The 18,930-nt window shown below is 74.9% G+C and carries 16 protein-coding genes and 1 pseudogene; 9 read left to right on the forward strand and 8 right to left on the reverse strand.

From position 1 onward, the window contains the following. Nucleotides 1–34 precede the first annotated feature (34 nt). Nucleotides 35–655, reverse strand: coding sequence for a TetR/AcrR family transcriptional regulator (locus tag AB0L40_RS10255; protein ID WP_364353100.1), 621 nt, complete (start codon nucleotides 653–655; stop codon nucleotides 35–37). Nucleotides 656–747: 92 nt separating this feature from the next. On the opposite strand from AB0L40_RS10255, the gene AB0L40_RS10260 reads away from it, so the two are divergent. From AB0L40_RS10260 to AB0L40_RS10270, 3 genes are all read left to right on the forward strand, one after another. Further along, nucleotides 748–1,908: an acyl-CoA dehydrogenase family protein gene (locus tag AB0L40_RS10260; RefSeq protein WP_364353103.1), complete on the forward strand. Its 1,161-nt coding sequence runs from the start codon at nucleotides 748–750 to the stop codon at nucleotides 1,906–1,908. A 77-nt stretch (nucleotides 1,909–1,985) separates the two neighbouring features. After that, complete coding sequence (locus AB0L40_RS10265; protein ID WP_364353106.1) at nucleotides 1,986–4,109, forward strand: biotin carboxylase N-terminal domain-containing protein; 2,124 nt, start codon at nucleotides 1,986–1,988, stop codon at nucleotides 4,107–4,109. A 58-nt stretch (nucleotides 4,110–4,167) separates the two neighbouring features. Then, nucleotides 4,168–5,838, forward strand: a complete 1,671-nt coding sequence (locus AB0L40_RS10270) for a carboxyl transferase domain-containing protein (RefSeq protein ID WP_364353109.1) — start codon at nucleotides 4,168–4,170, stop codon at nucleotides 5,836–5,838. 81 nt (nucleotides 5,839–5,919) lie between these two features. On the opposite strand, the gene AB0L40_RS10275 is transcribed toward AB0L40_RS10270, so the two are convergent. After that, on the reverse strand, nucleotides 5,920–6,615 hold the full coding sequence (locus AB0L40_RS10275; RefSeq protein ID WP_364353112.1) for a hypothetical protein: 696 nt from the start codon (nucleotides 6,613–6,615) through the stop codon (nucleotides 5,920–5,922). A gap of 203 nt (nucleotides 6,616–6,818) precedes the next feature. On the opposite strand from AB0L40_RS10275, the gene AB0L40_RS10280 reads away from it, so the two are divergent. From AB0L40_RS10280 to AB0L40_RS10295, 4 genes are all read left to right on the forward strand, one after another. Further along, nucleotides 6,819–8,012, forward strand: a complete 1,194-nt coding sequence (locus AB0L40_RS10280; RefSeq protein WP_364353115.1) for an acyl-CoA dehydrogenase family protein — start codon at nucleotides 6,819–6,821, stop codon at nucleotides 8,010–8,012. Nucleotides 8,013–8,074: 62 nt separating this feature from the next. Then, complete coding sequence (locus AB0L40_RS10285; protein ID WP_364353118.1) at nucleotides 8,075–8,839, forward strand: SDR family NAD(P)-dependent oxidoreductase; 765 nt, start codon at nucleotides 8,075–8,077, stop codon at nucleotides 8,837–8,839. 190 nt (nucleotides 8,840–9,029) lie between these two features. Continuing rightward, nucleotides 9,030–9,323, forward strand: a complete 294-nt coding sequence (locus AB0L40_RS10290; protein WP_364353121.1) for a helix-turn-helix transcriptional regulator — start codon at nucleotides 9,030–9,032, stop codon at nucleotides 9,321–9,323. After that, complete coding sequence (locus tag AB0L40_RS10295; protein WP_364353124.1) at nucleotides 9,316–10,527, forward strand: HipA domain-containing protein; 1,212 nt, start codon at nucleotides 9,316–9,318, stop codon at nucleotides 10,525–10,527. Before AB0L40_RS10290 ends, AB0L40_RS10295 begins: the two co-directional genes overlap by 8 nt. Before the next feature lie 69 nt (nucleotides 10,528–10,596). Here AB0L40_RS10295 and AB0L40_RS10300 read toward each other — a convergent pair whose 3' ends face one another. Then, nucleotides 10,597–11,841 carry an acyl-CoA dehydrogenase family protein gene (locus AB0L40_RS10300; protein WP_364353127.1) on the reverse strand — a complete coding sequence of 415 codons (1,245 nt, stop codon included), beginning with the start codon at nucleotides 11,839–11,841 and terminating at the stop codon, nucleotides 10,597–10,599. A gap of 197 nt (nucleotides 11,842–12,038) precedes the next feature. Here AB0L40_RS10300 and AB0L40_RS10305 point away from each other — a divergent pair, with 197 nt between their 5' ends. After that, nucleotides 12,039–13,577, forward strand: coding sequence for an acyl-CoA synthetase (locus AB0L40_RS10305; protein WP_364353130.1), 1,539 nt, complete (start codon nucleotides 12,039–12,041; stop codon nucleotides 13,575–13,577). Nucleotides 13,578–13,630: 53 nt separating this feature from the next. On the opposite strand, the gene AB0L40_RS10310 is transcribed toward AB0L40_RS10305, so the two are convergent. After that, the gene (locus AB0L40_RS10310) at nucleotides 13,631–14,350 is read right to left on the reverse strand and encodes an SDR family oxidoreductase (protein WP_364353133.1); all 720 of its coding nucleotides are present in this window, start codon (nucleotides 14,348–14,350) and stop codon (nucleotides 13,631–13,633) included. A 157-nt stretch (nucleotides 14,351–14,507) separates the two neighbouring features. On the opposite strand from AB0L40_RS10310, the pseudogene AB0L40_RS10315 reads away from it, so the two are divergent. After that, nucleotides 14,508–14,891: pseudogene (locus AB0L40_RS10315) on the forward strand (LysR family transcriptional regulator); the annotation flags it as partial. A gap of 134 nt (nucleotides 14,892–15,025) precedes the next feature. Here AB0L40_RS10315 and AB0L40_RS10320 read toward each other — a convergent pair. The 4 genes from AB0L40_RS10320 to AB0L40_RS10335 all read right to left on the reverse strand — a co-directional run. Further along, entirely contained in the window at nucleotides 15,026–15,631 is a 606-nt protein-coding gene (locus tag AB0L40_RS10320) for a helix-turn-helix domain-containing protein (RefSeq protein WP_364353136.1), read from the reverse strand. Between the two features lie 114 nt (nucleotides 15,632–15,745). Next, complete coding sequence (locus AB0L40_RS10325) at nucleotides 15,746–16,942, reverse strand: lipid-transfer protein (protein WP_364353139.1); 1,197 nt, start codon at nucleotides 16,940–16,942, stop codon at nucleotides 15,746–15,748. A 412-nt stretch (nucleotides 16,943–17,354) separates the two neighbouring features. Next, complete coding sequence (locus AB0L40_RS10330; protein WP_364353142.1) at nucleotides 17,355–18,371, reverse strand: TIGR03617 family F420-dependent LLM class oxidoreductase; 1,017 nt, start codon at nucleotides 18,369–18,371, stop codon at nucleotides 17,355–17,357. A gap of 82 nt (nucleotides 18,372–18,453) precedes the next feature. After that, nucleotides 18,454–18,930, reverse strand: a 477-nt coding sequence (locus AB0L40_RS10335) for a Clp protease N-terminal domain-containing protein (protein WP_364353145.1), incomplete at its 5' end; no start/stop codon positions are given.

Below are 18,930 nucleotides of genomic sequence, written 5' to 3' on the forward strand. Positions count from 1 at the left end.
TGATGGCCTCGCCGCTGCCCGGCCCCGCGTCCGGTCAGCCCCGCCGGACCCCGTCGAGGAAGACGTCGACGAAGCCGTCGGCCACCTGGTCGGCGTCCAGCCGGCCGCCGGGGACGAACCACAGCGCGGTGTGGTTGACCATGCCGAGCAGCCCCAGCGCCGCGAGCTGGGGGTCGGCGATCGCCAGCTCGCCGTCCCGGACGCCCTGCTGCAGGATCCCGACGAGCAGCTCCTCGAACGCCCGGCGGTCGCGGCGGATCGCGTCCCACGCGGGCTCGCGCTCCAGGGTCCGGCGCTCCTGCTCGAAGACCGCGACGTGGTCGCGGTGGGACTCGACCTGGCGCATCCAGACGCGGGTCATCGTCCGCAGGCGGTCGACGGCGGACGCGGGCGCGTCGGGCCCCTCGACGGCCAGGGTGACGCGCTCGAGCAGCGGGCCCATCAGGTCGTCGAGGATCCGCGTCAGGGCCTCGGACTTCGACCCGATGTAGTGGTAGAGCCCGCCGCGCGCCAGGCCGGTGGCCGCGATCAGGTCGTCGATCGAGGTGCCGTGGTAGCCGCGCTCGGCGAAGACCCGGGCGCACGCGTCGAGGACCTCGCGCTGCCGCGAGTCGTACTTCTGCCGCAGCGTGGGGCTCTTGGGTGGGTCGGCCATCGGTCGTGGAGCTTGGCGGAATCGACGAAGCGGGCGTCGCCGGAGAAGCCCGGACTTGATTTTTATACCGTTTGGTCGGTAGAAGTCCAGGCATGGATCTGGATCTGCCCGAAGACGCGCTCGAGCTGCGCAAGGTCGTCCGCGAGTTCGCGGTGCAGGAGGTCGCCCCGGTGGCCGAGGAGCTCGACCGCACGAAGGCGTTCCCGTACGAGCTCGTCGCGAAGATGGGCGAGCTCGGGTGGATGGGCATCCCGTTCCCGGAGGAGGTCGGCGGCTCCGGCGGCACGACGCTGCAGTACGCCGTGGCCGTCGAGGAGCTCACCCGCATCGACTCGTCCGTGGCGATCACGATGTGCGCGCACACGTCGCTCGGCACGCAGCCGATCTGGCTCTTCGGCGACGACGCGCAGAAGGCCGAGCTGCTCCCGGACCTCTGCGCCGGCCGGAAGCTCGGCGCGTTCGGGCTGACGGAGCCGGAGGCCGGATCGGACGCCGGCAACGTCAAGACGCGCGCGACGCTGCAGGACGGCACCTGGACGATCGACGGCACGAAGCAGTTCATCACCAACGCCGGGACGGACATCTCCGGCCACGTCGCGATCACCGCCGTCACGGGCGAGTTCACCGACGCGAAGGGCCGGACGCGCCCGGAGATCTCGAACCTCATCGTCCCCAACGGCACGCCCGGCTACGAGCCCGGGGTGCCCTACCGCAAGATGGGTTGGAACGCGTCGGACACCCGTCCGCTCTCGTTCGCCGGCGCCGAGGTGCCGGAGGGGAACCTGCTCGGCCCGCGCGGCGGCGGCTTCAAGCAGTTCATGAAGATCCTCGACGGCGGCCGGATCGGCGTCGCCGCGATGGGGCTCGGCCTGGCGCAGGGCGCGCTGGACGAGGCCGCGGCGTACGCGAAGTCGCGCAACGCGTTCGGAGGTCCGATCGCGCGGTTCGGCCAGATCCAGGCCAAGATCGCGGACATGGCGACGGAGATCGAGGCCGCGCGCCTGCTCGTCTACCGCGCCGCCGCGCTGAAGGACGCCGGCCGCGACTTCTCGCTCACCGCCGCGCAGGCGAAGCTCAAGACCGGCCGCCTCGCGGTCAAGGCGTCGGAGGAGGCCGTCCAGATCCACGGCGGCTACGGCTACATGGAGGAGTACCCCGTGTGCCGCTTCTACCGCGACGCGAAGATCCTGACCATCGGCGAGGGCACCGACGAGGTGCAGCAGATGGTCATCTCCCGCGCCGTCCTGGCGTAAGGCGATGCGCGCCGCCGCCGTCGTGCCCTCCCTGTCGGTCCGCGCCAGCGCGGCCCGCCGGACCCGCGGGCGGTCCGATGCCTGATCGCGTCCTGATCGCCAACCGCGGCGAGATCGCGGTGCGCGTCGCCCGGACCCTGCGCGAGCGGGGGATCGAGTCGGTGGCCGTGTTCTCGCCGGAGGACGCCGGGGCGCCGCACGTACGGGCGTGCGACCGGGCCGTGGCGCTGCCGGCCGACCCCGAGCGCTCCCCGTACCTGGACGTCGAGCGGCTGGTCCGGATCGCCCGCGACACCGGCTGCGACGCGGTCCATCCGGGCTACGGGTTCCTCGCCGAGCGCGCGGACGCCGCGCGGGCGTTCACGGACGCCGGCGTGACGTGGATCGGGCCGCCGCCGGCCGCGATCGACCTGCTCGGGGACAAGATCCGGTCGAAGGAGACCGCGGCGGCGGCCGGCGTGCCGGTCGTGCCGGGGCTGGAGGGCTCCGACGTCGACGAGGCCGCGGTGGCCGCGTTCGCGGAGCGCGTCGGGCTGCCGCTGCTCTTGAAGGCGACCGCCGGCGGCGGCGGCAAGGGGATGCGGCGCGTCGACGACGCCGCGGCGATCCCGGCGGCGGTCGACGCCGCGCGGCGGGAGGCGCTGGCGGCGTTCGGCCGTGGCGAGCTGCTGGTCGAGCGGCTGGTGACGCCGGCGCGGCACGTCGAGGTGCAGGTCGCCGTCGACGAGCACGGCGGGGCATGGGCGATCGGCGAGCGGGAGTGCTCGCTGCAGCGCCGCCATCAGAAGGTGCTGGAGGAGGCGCCCGCGGCGTGCCTGACGGCGGAGGAGCGGACGGCGCTGCACGAGGCCGCGGTGCGGCTGGCCGTCGCCGCGGGCTACCGCAACCTCGGGACCGTGGAGTTCCTGCTCGACGTGTCCGGGGCGGGGCCCGGCGCCCGCGACTCCGCTCCGGCCGGAGCGGGCGCCGGCCCGCGGGACGGCGCGGCCCCGGGCTCCGAGCCACGGCCCTTCTACTTCCTGGAGATGAACGCGCGGCTGCAGGTCGAGCACCCGGTCACGGAGCTCGTCCACGGCCTCGATCTCGTCGCGTTGCAGCTGCGGATCGCCGACGGCGAGCCGCTGTCGGCGGGCGGGGCGGGAGCCTCGGTCGTTCGCGGCGGCACGGCCTCCGGTGCCGTCGCGTGCGGCGACGGGAACGTGGGGACGGCGGGCGTGACGCCCGGTCCGCCGCCGGCGGTCGGGCACGCGATCGAGGCGCGGATCACCGCGGAGCGCATCGCGGCCGGCCCCGACGGTCCGCGCTTCCTGCCGGCGATCGGCCCCGTGCTCGCGTACGAGGAGCCGACCGGCCCGGGCGTGCGCGTCGACTCCGGGATCGAGGAGGGGACGGTCGTCACGACGTCGTTCGACCCGATGCTGATGAAGGTCATCGCGTTCGGCCGCGACCGGGCGCAGGCCATCGAGCGGCTCGACCGCGCGCTCGCGGGCCTCGTGATCCTGGGCGTCGAGACGAACGCGGGGTTCCTGCGGCGGCTGCTCGCCCGCGACGAGGTGGTCGCGGACGAGGCGACGACGACGCTGCTGGAGGAGCTGCTCGCCGAGCCCGAGGCCGGTGCCGAGCTCGCGGCCCCGCCGGTCGCCGCGCGCGACCGGGCGTTGGCCGCGCTCGCGCAGGACCGGCACGGCCGCGCCGCGGAGGCCGCGGGGCCGGGCGGGTTCGCGACCCCGGACGCCTGGCGGATCGGCGCCGCCGGCCGGGTGCGGCTGGAGCTGCAGGACCCCGACGACGCGCGGATCGACGTGTTGGTCGGCGTCGGGGCCGAGGGGCTCGAGGTCACGATCGGCGCAGGATCGGCCGGGCATGCCGACCCCGGCGCCCGCACTGCGACCGACGGCCCCTGGACGTGGCTGCACGACGCCGGCGGCACCTGGTCGTGGCGCGACGTCCCCGAGGTCGCGAGCGGCCCGGGAGCGGTCGCGGGCGGGCTGGTCGCGCCGCTGCCCGGCGTCGTCCTGGCGGTGCGTGCGGCGATCGGCGACCGGGTGTCGGAGGGGCAGTCGCTGGTGGTGATGGAGTCGATGAAGATGGAGCTGGACGTCGCGGCGCCGTACGACGGGACGGTGACCGCGCTGGACGTCGCGGTCGGCGACCACGTCGCGCGCGGCGCGGTGCTGGCGGCCGTGGAGGAGCAGGCATGAGCACCGACGACGCGCGGGCCGGGGCCCGCCTCCGGGAGACCGACGAGGGGACGGGCGCATGAGCACCGAGACGACGACGATCGACGCCGAGACGACGAGTCCGGACACGGCGGCGCCCGCGTCCAACCGCGACCGGCACCTCGCGCTGATCGACGACCTGCAGTCGCGGCTGACCCGCATCGCGGGCGGTGGTGGGCAGAAGGCCCGCGACCGCCACACCGGCCGCGGCAAGCTGCTGGCGCGGGACCGGATCGACCGGCTGATCGATCCGTTCTCGCCGTTCCTGGAGGTCGCGCCGCTGGCGGCGGAGGAGGTCTACGACCACGACCTGCCCGCCGCCGGGGTGGTGGCCGGGATCGGCCGGGTGCACGGGCGCGAGGTGATGATCGTCGCCAACGACGCGACGGTGAAGGGCGGCTCGTACTACCCGCTCACCGTCAAGAAGCACCTGCGCGCGCAGGAGATCGCGCTGGAGAACCACCTGCCGTGCGTGTACCTCGTGGACTCCGGGGGCGCGTTCCTGCCGCGGCAGGACGAGGTCTTCCCCGACCGCGAGCACTTCGGCCGGATCTTCTTCAACCAGGCGAACCTGTCGCGGGCGGGGATCGCGCAGATCGCGTCGGTCATGGGCTCCTGCACCGCGGGCGGCGCGTACGTGCCGGCGATGAGCGACGAGACGGTGATCGTCAAGGACCAGGGCACGATCTTCCTCGGCGGCCCGCCGCTGGTGAAGGCCGCCACCGGCGAGACCGTCAGCGCGGAGGACCTCGGTGGCGGCGACCTGCACGCCCGCACCTCCGGCGTCGTGGACCACCTGGCCGACGACGACGCGCACGCGCTGCAGCTCGTCCGCCGGATCCTGAAGACCGTGCCGCGCGGCCGGCAGCCCGTCGGCCCGACGTCGGCCGAAGGCGTCTGGCCGGCCGGGACGGTCGCGCCGTGGGAGACCCGTCCGTCGGTCGAGCCGGTGCTGGACCCGGAGACCCTGCTGGACGTCGTGCCGACGGATCCGCGGGAGCCGTACGACGTGCGGGAGGCGATCGCGCGGATGGTCGACGGCGGCGAGCTGCACGAGTTCAAGCCGCTCTACGGCGACACGCTGGTCTGCGGCTTCGCGCACGTGCACGGTCACCCGGTGGGGATCCTCGCCAACCAGGGGGTCCTCTTCCGCGAGAGCGCGCTGAAGGGCGCGCACTTCGTGGAGCTGTGCGACGAGCGCGGCATCCCGCTGCTCTTCCTGCAGAACGTCGCGGGGTTCATGGTCGGCCGCGAGTACGAGGCCGGCGGCATCGCCAAGGACGGCGCCAAGCTCGTCGCCGCCGTGGCGACGACCCGGGTGCCGCGCCTGACCGTGGTGATCGGCGGGTCCTACGGGGCGGGCAACTACGGCATGTGCGGCCGGGCGTACTCGCCCAGGTTCATGTGGATGTGGCCCAACGCGCGGATCTCGGTGATGGGCGGCGAGCAGGCCGCCACCGTCCTCACCACGATCCGCGACGACCAGGCCGCCGCGCGGGGCGAGACGTGGGACCCGGACGAGCGGCAGGCGTTCGGCGACGGCCTGCGCGACCAGTTCGAGCGGCAGGGCAACCCGATCTACGCCTCGGCGCGCCTGTGGGACGACGGGGTCATCGACCCCCGCGACACGCGCCGGGTGATCGGCCTCGCGCTCGACGCCTGCGCGAACGCGCCGCTGGAGCCCGTGAAGCGCCCGCTCTTCCGGATGTAGGGCGGGCGCCTGCCGCCGGGGGCGCGGGACCGTGGGGCGCCGGCGCCGGGCCGCCGACCGCGCTCCGGCCGGCTCCCCGCCCTACTCGGCCACCTGCAGCTGGGACGTGCAGAGCCAGAACGCTTCGTGGATCCGCATGTCCGCGACGCCGTCGAGCTGCAGCGCGTAGAGCCGCGCGTGGGTCGTCGCGAGCCGCACCGCGCGGTCCGGGTGCGGCGGGCGGCCGACCGCGGCGACCGGGCCGTCGGCGTCGGCGACCACCAGGTCGCGCGCGCCCGGCGGGTGCGGGGACGGCTCCAGCCGTGCGTGGTCGTCGGGCGTCGCCCGGCGGATCGCGAGCGGTCCGCGGACCCGGTCGGCGTCGACCGCCCAGACGGGGACGCCGGTCTCCGCCAGCGCGATCAGGAGCGCGTCCGCCGGCAGCCCGCGGTGGGGGAACCCGCCGTCGGCGAGCCGGCGGAAGAACGCCTCCTCCTGCGGCGGCCGGTCGGCGTCGGGGTCGCGGCCCATCGCCTTGTAGAGCGCCCGGAACGCGGCGGGCACCGGCGCGAGGTGCATCGTCAGCACGTCGTGGCCGTCGACGCTCGTGGACAGCCGCGCCAGGCGGTCCTTCGACCACGCCGGGCTCTTGCGTGCCGTCCGGATCGGCACCGTCAGCTCCAGCAGCGCCAGGCCCGGGTGCACGGCGGCGGCGTCCGCGGCGACGAGGCCGACGGTCGGCGGGGGCGCCTCGGGGGTCGGTGGGTGCTCGTCGATGGCGCGGGGGTTCGGTGGCACGTCGGTCTTTCGGGGCGCTCGCGTCTGCGCGCAGGCTACGGGCAGGGACGGCTCCCGGGGCCCGGATTCGGCGGATCGGGGACGGCGGGAGGGATGGGCCGGCGGCCCCCGGGCGGCCCCGCCGGCCGCGACCGGCGAGGCCGGACCCGCCCGGGATCATCACGGCCTAGTACTACCGTACCGCCTGCGGTACGGTTCGGAGTATGAGCGCCGACCGACTCCTGCCGTCCGCCGACGCCGAGGAGCTCGTCGGTCTGGCGCGGGATCTCGCCGCGGGGGAGCTCGCGCCCTTCGCGGCGCGGGCGGAGGCGGACCACGCCTTCCCGCGGGAGACGTTCCGGCACCTCGGCGAGCTCGGCCTCCTGGGCATGCCGTACGACGAGGCCTACGGCGGCGCCGGCCTCGGCTACGAGGTCTACCTGCAGGCGCTCGAGGAGCTCGCCGGCGCGTGGGCCAGCGTCGCGGTCGGCGTCTCCGTGCACGTGATGTCGTGCTACCCGCTGGCGACGTTCGGGACCGACGAGCAGCGGGCGCGCTGGCTGCCGGACATGGTCGGCGGCGCGCTCCTCGGCGGCTACTGCCTGTCGGAAGCCGACGCCGGCTCCGACCCCGCCGCGATGCGCTGCCGCGCCGAGCGGGTCGACGGCGGCTACCGCCTGACGGGCTCCAAGGCGTGGGTCACCCACGGCGGCGAGGCCGACTTCTACACGGTCTTCGCGCGCACGTCGGACCACCGCTCGCGCGGGATCTCGTGCTTCCTCGTGCCCGCGGACGCCGATGGCCTCTCCGCCGGCAAGCCCGAGTCGAAGATGGGCCTCACCGGTTCGACGACCGCCACGATCGAGCTCGACGGCGTGGTCGTCGCCGAGGAGCGCCTGATCGGCGACGAGGGCCAGGGCCTGCAGATCGCGCTCTCCGCCCTGGACTCCGGGCGCCTCGGGATCGCGGCCGCCGCCGTCGGCCTGGCGCAGTCCGCACTCGACCACTCGGTCCACTACGCCGCGGGCCGCGAGACGTTCGGCAAGCCGATCATCGAGCACCAGGGCCTCGGCTTCCTGCTCGCCGACATGGCCGCGGCCGTCGACTCGGCACGGGCGACCGTCCTCGACGCGGCGCGCCGCCGCGACCTCGGCCGGCCGTTCGCGCGCCAGGCGTCGGTCGCCAAGCTCGTCGCCACCGACGCCGCGATGCGCGTCACGACGGACGCGGTCCAGGTCCTCGGCGGCGCCGGCTACACGACGGAGTTCCCGGTCGAGAGGTTCATGCGCGAGGCGAAGATCATGCAGATCTTCGAGGGCACCAACCAGATCCAGCGGATGGTCATCAGCCGTCACCTGCAGAAGGACGATGCGTCCGCGACGATCCGGGCGACCCGCACCGGGTCCCGCGCGGCCTGACCCGCCGCCCGGCGGTCGCGACCACCCGCGACCGCCCCACGAACGACGAGGAGCAGCACAGGATGCAGATCAGCGGAGCAGGGGCGGTCGTCTTCGGCGGCGCGTCCGGACTCGGCGAGGCCACGGCCCGCCGGCTGGCGCAGGAGGGCGCGTTCGTCGTCGTCGCGGACCTCGCGACGGACCGGGCCGAGGCCCTCGCGGCCGAGATCGGCGGCGTCGCCGTCACCTGCGACGTGCTCGACGAGGCGACGGTGCAGGCCGCCGTGGATGCCGCGGGCGAGGCCGAGCGGGGCCTGCGGGTCGCGGTCGTGTGCGCCGGCCTCGCGACGCCCGGCAAGCTCCTGGGCCGCTCGGGCCCCACGCCCCTGGACCGCTTCGCGACGGTCATCCAGGTGAACCTCCTCGGCACGATCAACGCGCTGCGCCTGGCCACGGGCGCGATGGCGTCGGCGGAGCCCGACGCGGTCACCGGCGAGCGCGGCGTCTGCGTCCTGACGGCGTCCGCCGCCGCGTACGACGGTCAGATCGGCCAGGTCGCCTACGCCGCGTCCAAGGGCGGGGTCGTCGGGCTGACGCTGCCGGTGGCGCGCGAGCTCGCCGCGCACGCGATCCGTGTGGTGACGATCGCCCCCGGCCTCTTCGACACCCCGATGATGTCCGGCCTGCCCGAGCAGGTCCGCACGGACCTCGCCGCGACCGTCCCGTTCCCCTCCCGTCTCGGTGACCCGGCCGAGTACGCCGACCTCGTCGAGCACGTCGTGACGAACGCGATGCTCAACGGCGAGGTCATCCGCCTGGACGGCGCGGTGCGGATGGCGCCGCGCTGAGCCGCGGGCGGCCGTCGCGACGCGGAAGAGCGTCGCGCTCCGACGGAGGGCGGTCGTCGCGACGCGACGGCCGGCCTCACGGCGTGGTATGCAAGATCCGCATACGCGCGGGCAGCGATCAAATATGCAGAAATCGCATCAATGCCCGGAAGCGCGGTAACATGCAAGAACCGCAACCTCTGGACCCTCCGTGCGCTACCCGATCCGATCCGGGGACGACCTCACCCGAACGCTCCAGGCCGAACGCCGCCGGCGCGGCCTGACCCAGCACGACGTCGGCGAGCTCACCGGCCTCGACCAGACCTACCTCTCGCGGTTGGAGACCGATGGCGCGGCGCTGCAGCTCGCCCGCGTCGTCTCCGCGCTGCGACGTCTCGGCGCGACGATCGAGGTCCGTTTCGACGACGGCGGCCCCGCGGACGTGGCGCCGGCCGGCGCGCCGGAGGCCGCGGGCGACGCCCGGGTCGACGACACCGATGGCTAGGGCGACCGACCTCTGGCTCGACGGGATGCTCGTCGCGCACGCGCAGTCCCGGGACGGCGCCGAGGTGCGGATCCGCTACTCCCGCGACGCGATCGAGCGCTGGCCGGCGTTCTCGCCGGTCCTCTCCTGCTCTCTGCCGCTCGGTCCGGGCCGCCAGGACGGGACGCCGTTCGCCCGCGGCCTGCTGCCCGAGGGCGCGGCCCTCGCCGCCTTGGCGAAGGAGGCGCGGGTCGCGCAGACCTCGACCTTCGACCTCCTGCGGCGCTTCGGGCGCGACGTCGCCGGGGCGCTCGTGGTCTCGGACGATCCGCCGGAGGCACGCGCCGGGGGCGTCGTCCCGTACGCCGGCGACGAGCTCGAGGCGGCGGTCGCCGACCTCGACGGCCACCCGCTGGACCTCCGCGACGACAGCGAGCTGTCGATCGCCGGGTTCCAGGACAAGCTGCTGCTCGTCGCCCGCGACGACGGGTCCTGGGGCCGGCCGGTCGGCGGGCGGCCGTCCACGCACATCCTCAAGCGCGACCACCCCGTCCACCGCGGGATCGTCGCCGCGGAGGCCGCGGCGCTCCGCCTGGCCCGGGCCGCGGACCTGACGACCGTCACGCCGCAGGTCGTGGGGCTCGGGGGGTACGACTGCCTGATCGTCGATCGGTTCGATCGCCGGGTCACCGCCGCGGGCACGGTGCGGGTGCACCAGGAGGACCTCTGCCAGGCCACCGGCACCGACGTCGAGGGCGACCGGGGGCGCGCGAAGTACGAAGGGCACGGGGGGCCGGGATTCCGCGCCCTCGCCGACCTGCTCGACGCGTACGCGGACGAGCCGGTCGCGCAGCTCCGGCGGCTCGTGCGGGTGATGGTCTTCACCGTGCTGATCGGCAACGGCGACGCGCACGGCAAGAACCTCGCGCTGCTGCACCCGGACCCGAAGAGCGTGGAGCTCGCATCGCTCTACGACACCGTGCCGACGGTCCTGTGGCCGGCGCTGAAGGACCGGGCGGCGATGCACGTCGCCGGGCGCACGACGCTGTCGGAGGTGACGGCCCACGACCTCGTCGCCGAGGCCCGCTCGTGGCGGCTGTCGCGGACCGACGCGACGCGGCAGGTGCGGGAGTCGTGCGCGATGCTCGCGGACCTCGTGGGCGTGTGCGGGCACCGCGACCTCGAGCGACAGGTCACCTCCCGGGCGGCGACGCTGGGCGCGTGACCGGGCATTCGCTGTCCCGGCCGCCGTCCCTCGGGCGCCCGGCCCGCCACGCCGCCGCGTCCCTGGCCCTCAGCCGGTGACGTCGCGACCGATCAGGTGCCGCGCGATGACCCACTGCAGGACCTCGTTGGCGCCCTCGAAGATCTCGAGGATCTTGGCGTCGCGGTAGATCTCCTCGAGGCGGTACGTCTCGCCGGTGGCGCCCATCTGGCGGGCGAAGCCGTAGCCGCCGTGGACCTGCAGCGCGTCGCGGGCGACGTCGTTGGCCAGGCGCGTGGCGTAGCTCTTGGCCATCGACGCCTCGGGCTCGCCGGAGCGGTCGCCGAGGTCCATCCGCATCGCGGCCTTCTGGTAGAGCGAGCGGGCGCACTCGATCTCGGTCGCGTGGGCGGCGAGCCGGTACTGCCAGTGCTGCATCTCGCCGATCAGCTTGCCGAACAGCTTGCGCTCGCGGACCCGGGCGACGGCGAGGTCCAGCGCGGCCTGCGCGACGCCGACGCCGGCGGCGGCGATCCCGACGCGCCCCGCGGCGAGGGAGCCGAGCGCGACGCCGAGCCCGCGGCCGGGCTGCCCGAGGCAGTGGTCGTGCGGGACGTGGACGTCCTCCAGCACGATGTCGGCGGTGATCTGGCCGTGGTGGCCCATCTTCGTGTCGGGCGGGCCGATCGACACGCCCCGGTTGTCCTTCAGCGGGATCAGCAGCATCGTGCACGCGTCCTCCTCGCCGTCGCGGCAGAGCATGCAGACCCAGTCGGCGACGATCGAGTTGGTGATCCAGCGCTTGCGGCCGGTGACGGTGAAGCCGTCCTCGGTGCGGGTCGCGACGGTCTTCAGCGCGGACGGCGTCAGGTCGGACGAGGCGTCGGGTTCGGTGGTCGCGAACGAGAAGACCTGCTCGCCGGAGATCAGCTTCGGCAGCAGCTCGGCCTTGATGTGGTCCTCCGCCCAACGCAGCGTCTGGGCGACGAGGATGCACTGCCCGTCGTAGACGCCCGCGATGCTCGAGCTCTCGTAGGCGATCTCCTCGGTCGCGATGCAGGTGCCGAGCGTGCGGTGGGTCAGGCCCGCGCCGTGCTCGCCCTCGAACGGGTAGGCGAAGACGCCCGCCGAGGCGAGGCCGCGGAAGGCCTCCCACGGGAAGGCGTCGGGCGTCTCGAGCTGACGGCCGATCTCGCGCGCCGTCGGGGCCAGGTGCTCCGCGACCGCCGCGCGGACGTCGGCGCGGACGTCCTTGACGTCGTCGGGCAGGAAGACGTCGTGCCAGAGCCGGTCCTGGGTGCGGTCCGGCGAGGTGGAGGGCGGGGCGGTGGCCATGGTCCCATCCTCGTCGGCGGGGCCTGCGGGCGCATCAGCCCGGCGGGAGAGGCGGGCCCCCCGAAGGGCGTCAGCGGGCGCCCGCCCGCGGGGCTCGCCCCGTCGGGAGAGGCGAACCCCCCGGAGGGCCGCTGGCGCCGCGACGCTCGTCCGTGGGAGGTTGGGTGCTCCGCCCGCGACCGCTGGAGCCGTCCCCGATGCACCCCGGAGCCTTCCCGCCCGATCACCCCGCCGTCGTCATGGCCACGAGCGGCCGCTCCGTGTCCTACGGCGAGCTCGACGCCGCCGCGAACCGCTACTCCCGGCTCTTCCACGACCGCGGGTTGCGGCCGGGGGACCACGTCGCGCTGGTCGTCGAGAACGCGATCGCGTTCCTCGAGCTGGCGTGGGGCGCGCACTACGCGGGTCTGCTCTACACGGCCGTCTCCACCCGGCTGACCCCCGAGGAGGTCGCCTACGTCGTGGTGGACTGCGAGGCCGGGGCGCTCGTCGTGTCGGCCCGGTACACGGAGACCGCGGCGGCGCTGGACGGCCTCGTCCCCGCGGCGGTCGAGCGGCTCTCCGTCGGCGGCGCCATCCCGGGCTGGCCCGCCGTCGAGGACGCCGCGGCGGGGTTCGACGCCACGCCGCTGCCGGGCGAGCGGGTCGCCGGCCGGGACATGCCCTACTCCTCCGGCATCACGGGCCGGCCCAAGGGCATCAAGCCGCGCGAGCTCGTCGCGCCGCTCGACGACGCCCCGATCATCGTCACGCCGATCCTCCGCGACATGCTCGGCGTCGGCGCCGACAGCGTGTACCTGACCCCGGCGCCGCTCTACCACGCGGCCCCGCTGCGCTTCTCGATGGCGGTCCACCAGCTCGGCGGCACCGTCGTCGTGATGGAGCGCTTCACGCCCGAGTCGGCGCTCGACGTGCTCCGCGACCGCGGCGTCACGCACACGCAGATGGTCCCGACGATGTTCGTCCGGCTGCTGCGGCTCCCGGCGGAGGTCCGCGCCGCGGCCGACGTCTCGAGCCTGCGCGTCGTCATCCACGCCGGCGCGCCCTGCCCCGTCGACGTGAAGCGCCAGATCATCGACTGGTGGGGTCCGATCGTCCACGAGTACTACGCGTCGACCGAGGCGTGCGGGCTGACGTGGGTGACGAGCGAGCAGTGGCTCGCGCACCCCGGGACCGTGGGGAAGGCCGCGATCGGCGTGCCGCACGTCCTGGGCGACGACGGGACGGAGCTCGGGCCGGGCGAGATCGGCACGATCCACTTCTCTGACGGCCCGCCGTTCGAGTACCACAACGATCCGGCCAAGACGGCCGAGGCGCACGACGCGCGCGGCTGGGCGACCTGCGGCGACATCGGCCGGATCGACGAGGACGGCTTCCTCTACCTGACCGACCGCAAGAGCTTCACGATCATCTCCGGCGGGGTCAACGTCTACCCTCAGGAGGCCGAGGACGTCCTGATCTCCGACCCCGCCGTCCTCGACGCCGCGGTCTTCGGGATCCCCCACGCCGACCTCGGCGAGCAGGTCCACGCGGTGGTCCAGCTCGTGTCGCCGGTGGGCCCGGGCGAGCACCAGGACGCCGAGCGCACCCGCCTGCTCGCCCTCTGCCGCTCGCGCCTGGCGGACGTGAAGTGCCCGCGGTCGCTGGACTTCCGCGCGGAGCTCCCGCGCCACGACACCGGCAAGCTCTACAAGCGGCTGCTCGTCGACGAGTACCGGGCGCGCCTCGAGGCGTAGGGACGCGGCGCCGGGCCGGTCCCGGGTCGCGGCGGGGCCGCCGAGTCGCTCGCTCAGACCAGCAGCGCCCCGCCGTCGACCGTCACCACGGTGCCGGTCGTGAAGCCCGACCCCACGAGGTGCAGGATCGTCCGGGCGATGTCCTCCGCCTCGCCGACGCGGCCGGCGGGCAGGGCGTCGGCGGTCGTCGCGTAGAGCGCCTCGCGGTCCGCGGGGTCCATGCCGCGCCAGAGGTCGGTGCGGACGATCCCGGGGGAGACCGCGTTGACCCGCAGCGGCGCGAGCTCGACGGCCAGGGCGCCGGTGAGGCCCTCGACCGCGGCGCAGACCGTCGCGCCGACGGTCCACCCGGCCTGCGGGCGGGCACCGGCGATGCCCGTCGTCAGGACGATCGAGCCGCCCGGGCGCAGCAGGCGGTGGGCGTGCTTGACCGCCGCGTACGCGCCCCAGACGCGCAGGTCCAGCGCGCGGCGGGCGACGTCGACCGGCGTGTCGTCGACGAGGCTCAGGACGAGCTCCTCGCCCGCGGTGTAGACGAGGTGGTCGTGGCGGCCGATCGCGTCGAGCGCGGCGCGGGTGGCGGCCTCGTCGGTGAGGTCGACGACGCGGCCCTCGGCGGTGCCGGGCAGGCGCTGCAGCGCGGCCTCGACGCGGGCGGCGCTGCTCGACGCGACGACGACGTGGGCGCCCTGCTCCGCGGCGAGCTCGGCGGTGGCGAGGCCGATGCCCGAGGTGCCTCCGAGGAGGACGATGCGCTGGTCTTCGAACGTCATGGTGGTGCTCCGTGCTGCGGTTGATCGGTGCATCGATCGTGCTCCCCGGCAGCCGCCGCGTCCAAGGCCGATCGGGTCGCCTGTGATGCCGTGACCGCATCACGGGCGCGGTAGCGTGGAGGTGGGAGCGGGCCCGTGAGGGCCGTCCCGTCCGACCATGGATCTCGACCTCCGCAGGCTCCGCGCGTTCGTCGCCGTCGCCGAGCACCTCCACTTCCGCCGCGCCGCGGAGCAGCTGCACGTCGCGCAGCCGGCGCTCAGCCGCCAGATCCGGGCGCTCGAGCGCGACCTCGGCGTCACCCTGTTCGCGCGCGACCGCCGGTCGACCGCGCTGACACCGGCCGGGAACCAGCTGCTGGAGGACGCGCCCGCGCTCCTCGCCGCCGCCGACGCGGCCCGCCGCCGGGTCCAGCGCGCCGAGCGCGGACGCGACCACCTCGTCGTCGGCTTCCGCGCGGGCATCACGGTCACGGCCGCGACCGCCGCGTTCGCGCTCGCCTGCCCCGATGTCGTCGTCGACGTCCGACGCGTGGAGTGGGACGGCTCGCGGGCGCTGACCGCGTTCGTGGCGGCGGCGCGCGGCGCGGTGGGCGGCGCCTGACCGGTCGCGCCGCGGACGCCGGCGCCCGCGCGTCTCGTCACGCGGCCGCCGCGGCCGGCGACGTCGTCGCGGGTTCAGTCCCGCAGCAGCAGCGCGACGAGGTCGTCGCACGCCGAGGACCATTGCGCCCGCACGCGGTCGGGCGGGTGTCCCAGGAGGATCAGCGACGCGTAGCCGCGGGCGGTGCTGACGGCCATCGTCCAGCGCGCGTCGACGACGGCCGGGTCGTGGCCCGTGCCGCCGAGCAGCTCGCGGCCCATCGCCTGGATCTGGGGGCCGACGGTGCGCTCGCCGTCGGCGATCGCGGCACGCAGCTCCTCGCTGCCGCGGGCGGCGAGGGCGAGCTCCAGCGTGGTGGCGAAGAGCGGGCCCGCGTACTGCTCGAGCGCCAGGTCGAGCGTGCGGCGGATGCGCTCCGCGACCGGCGCGTCGGCCGCGATGCCGTCGCGCAGCTCGGTCATCCGGCGGGCGGCGAGCTCGCGGACCGCCTCGATCAGCAGCTCGTCCTTGGACGCGAAGTGGTGCTGCTGCGCGCCGCGCGAGACCCCCGCGCGGCGGGCGACGCCGGCGGTCGACAGCTCGGCGTAGCCCCGCGCCAGCAGCTCCTCGACGGCGGCGTCGAGGAGGGCGGCTCGGGTGCGGAGGCTGCGCTCCTGCTTGGGCTTCGGGGTGTCGTCCACGGGTGCGTCCTGGGCCGGGGGCGACCCGTGACCGTCGCCGCGGATCGTCGCGGCCGATCGCGGCGGGGCGTCCCGGGGCACGGACCGCGCCGCACCCCGGAGGCCCCTCGTCGCCTAGCGGGCCGGACGGTACACGGTCACGACGGCCGCGCCGCCGAGGCCGATGTTGTGCTGCAGCGCGACCTTCGCGCCGTCCAGCTGCCGGGCGTCCGCCTGGCCGCGGAGCTGCCAGCAGAGCTCGGAGCACTGCGCCAGGCCCGTCGCGCCGAGCGGGTGGCCCTTCGAGATCAGGCCGCCCGACGGGTTGACCAGCGGGCCCGCGCCGCCGTAGGTCGTCGCCTGGGCGTCGACCAGCTCGTGGCCGTGGCCGACCTCGGCGAAGCCCAGCGCCTCGTAGGTGATGAGCTCGTTGGCCGAGAAGCAGTCGTGCAGCTCGACGACGTCGACCTCCGACGCCGCGATGCCGGCCTCGGCGTACGCCTGGTTCGCGGCCGCCTGGCTCATGTCGAAGCCGACGATCCGCATGCAGTCCGTCTCGTCCGCGAACGACGACGCGTAGTCGGTCGTCATCGCCTGGCCGGCGATCTCGACCGCGTGCGACCACAGGTCGTGCTCGTCGACGAAGCGCTCCGAGGCGACGATCGCGCAGGCGGCGCCGTCGGACGTCGGGGAGCACTGGAGCTTCGTCAGCGGCTCGTGGATCATGCGCGCGCCCTTGATCTGGTCGAGCGTGTACTCGTCCTGGAACTGCGCGTACGGGTTGTTGACCGAGTGCTTGTGGTTCTTCCAGCCGATCCACGCGAAGTGCTCGGCCGTGGAGCCGTAACGCTCGATGTGGTCGCGGCCGGCGTTGCCGAACATCGCGGGCGCGAAGGGCGTGCCCTCCGGCGCGCGCAGCGCCGCCATGCGGTCCATGTGCGGGCCCATGGGGTTGGCGTGGTCGGGGAACTTCATCGACAGCGAGCCGCGCTCCATCTGCTCGAAGCCCAGCGCCATCGCGCAGTCCGCCACGCCGTGCTTGACCGCCTGGCGCGCGAGGAACAGCGCCGAGGACCCGGTGGAGCAGTTGTTGTTGACGTTGACGACGGGGATGCCCGTGAGGCCGAGCGTGTAGATCGCGCGCTGGCCCGACGTCGAGTCGCCGTAGACGTAGCCGACGAAGGCCTGCTGCACCGCGTCGTAGGCGACGCCGGCGTCGGCGAGGGCCTTCTCGCCCGCCTCCTTCGCCCACTCGGGGTAGCCGCCCTCCTTGGTGCCGGGCTTGTCGAACGTCGTCATGCCGACGCCGATCACGTACGTGCGGTTGGTCATCCGGGGTCTCCGTCTCTCGGGAGCGCCGCCGTGCGACGCCCGTGGGTCCGACTACGCGACCCACGGTACCAGGGAAACAATCTGCGGTGCTGATTTTTTGCGACCGATGCGTTGGGAGGGTGCGGTCGAGAGTGCGCTCCTTCGCCCCCAGGAAGGACGAACGCACCTTCGAACGGCGGGATCCGTCCCGCCCCGCGCGCCACCCGGTCGAGAGTGCGCTCGTTCGTCCTGAGCAAGGACGAACGCACTCTCGACCGCGGTGCCGCGATCCACCGCAGCCGCCCCGCCTATCGCAGCCGCGCCGCCTGTCGCGGCCGCCCCGCCCCGCCCCGCGGCCCCGCCCTGCCCCGCTCCGCGGCCCCGCTCCGCGGCCCCGCTCCGCGGCCCCGCTCCGCGGCCCCGCGGGCCCGCCCTACCCCGCGCGCAGCCGGTCGAAGAGCGCCCGCCAGCGGTCGGGGTCCGCGCTCTCGGGCAGCGGCACCGGGACCCGCGCGGCGACGTCGCCGTAGCGGTGCAGCAGCTCGTCGACGACCTCCTCGGGGCTGCCGACGACGGCGATCTCGTGCAGGACCTCGTCCGGGATCAGGTCGTTCATCGCCGCCCACTCACCGCGCTTGCTGAGCTCGTTGAGGTCGGTCTGCAGGTCGCCCCAGCCGTGGAGCTCGAGCACCGGCCGGTACGCGGGGGTGGAGCCGTAGAAGGCGATCCGCTCCTTCGCCCACGCGACCGACGCGGTCAGCTCCTCCTCGGTGTCGCCGATCGCCAGCAGGCCGGGGGCGGTGAGCTCGAACCCGTCGAGGCCGGCGTGGCCCGCCCGCTCGCGGCCCTTCAGCAGCGCCGGGATCGTGGCCTCGCGGACGAACCGCTCGGTCGAGAAGTGGTGGCAGATCATGCCGTCGCCGACCTCGCCGGCGACCCCGGTCATCAGCGGCCCGACGCCGGCGAGCAGGACCTTCGGATTGCCGTGCGGGTTGGGGCCCGGGTCGAAGAACGGGGTCATCAGCGTGTGCTTGTAGAACTCGCCGCGGAAGCGGAGGTCCTCGCCGGTCTCCCACGAGTGCCAGATCGCGCGGACCGCCAGGACGAACTCGCGCATCCGCGCCGCGGGCCTGCCCCACGGCATCGAGTAGCGCTTGGTGATGTGCGGCCGGATCTGCGACCCGAGCCCGAGCACGAACCGCCCGCCCGACAGCGCCTGCAGATCGTTGGCCTGGATCGCGACCGTCATCGGGTTGCGCGCGAACGCGACGGCGATCCCGGTCGCCAGCTCCACCCGCTCGGTGCGCTCGGCGGCCACGGCACAGGCGAGGAACGGGTCGGTCTTCATCTCCAGCGCGTGCCAGCCGTCGTACCCGCCGGCCTCGGCCGCGACGGCGCCCGCCGCGGCCGCATCGACGGTGGGGGCGTACGCGGAGCTCTCGACCAGCATGGGCGCATCATCGTGCAGGGCCGGGACCACGTGCGCGCGACGGCCGGTGCGCACGGACGACCGCCCCGCACCCGCGGCCGGTCTAGGGCGTCGCCGGCGGCCCCGCGGGACGCTGCGCCTCCAGTGCCGACTGCACCTTCGCGGCGTCCAGGCCGAGCTCCTTCGCCAGGGCGGCGGCGAGCTCCTTGAACCGGTCGGCCGGGTCGGGGCGCGCGGCCTTCAGCGCGGCGCGGACGTCGTCCTCGCTCTTGCCGGTCTTCTTCGCCAGCGCCGTCACGAGCGCGGAGACGTCGCCGCGCGGGCCGCGACCCGGGCCGCCCTTGCCGGGGCCGACCGCGTCCTTCAGGACCGCCTCCACGTCGGCCGCGTCGACGCCCAGCGCCGTGGCGATCGCCGCGGCGCGCTCGTCCTTGCGGTCGGCCGGCTTGGCCGGGCGGATCTTCTCGAAGGCCGCCTGCAGCTTCGCCTCGGTCACGCCGAGCGCCTTCGCCAGCGCGGCGCCGTCCACGCCGCCGCGGCCGCCGCCGAACCCACGCGGACCGCCGCCGGGGCCGCCCGG

The organism is Patulibacter sp. NPDC049589 (assembly GCF_040675535.1).
Taxonomy (GTDB): domain Bacteria; phylum Actinomycetota; class Thermoleophilia; order Solirubrobacterales; family Solirubrobacteraceae; genus Patulibacter.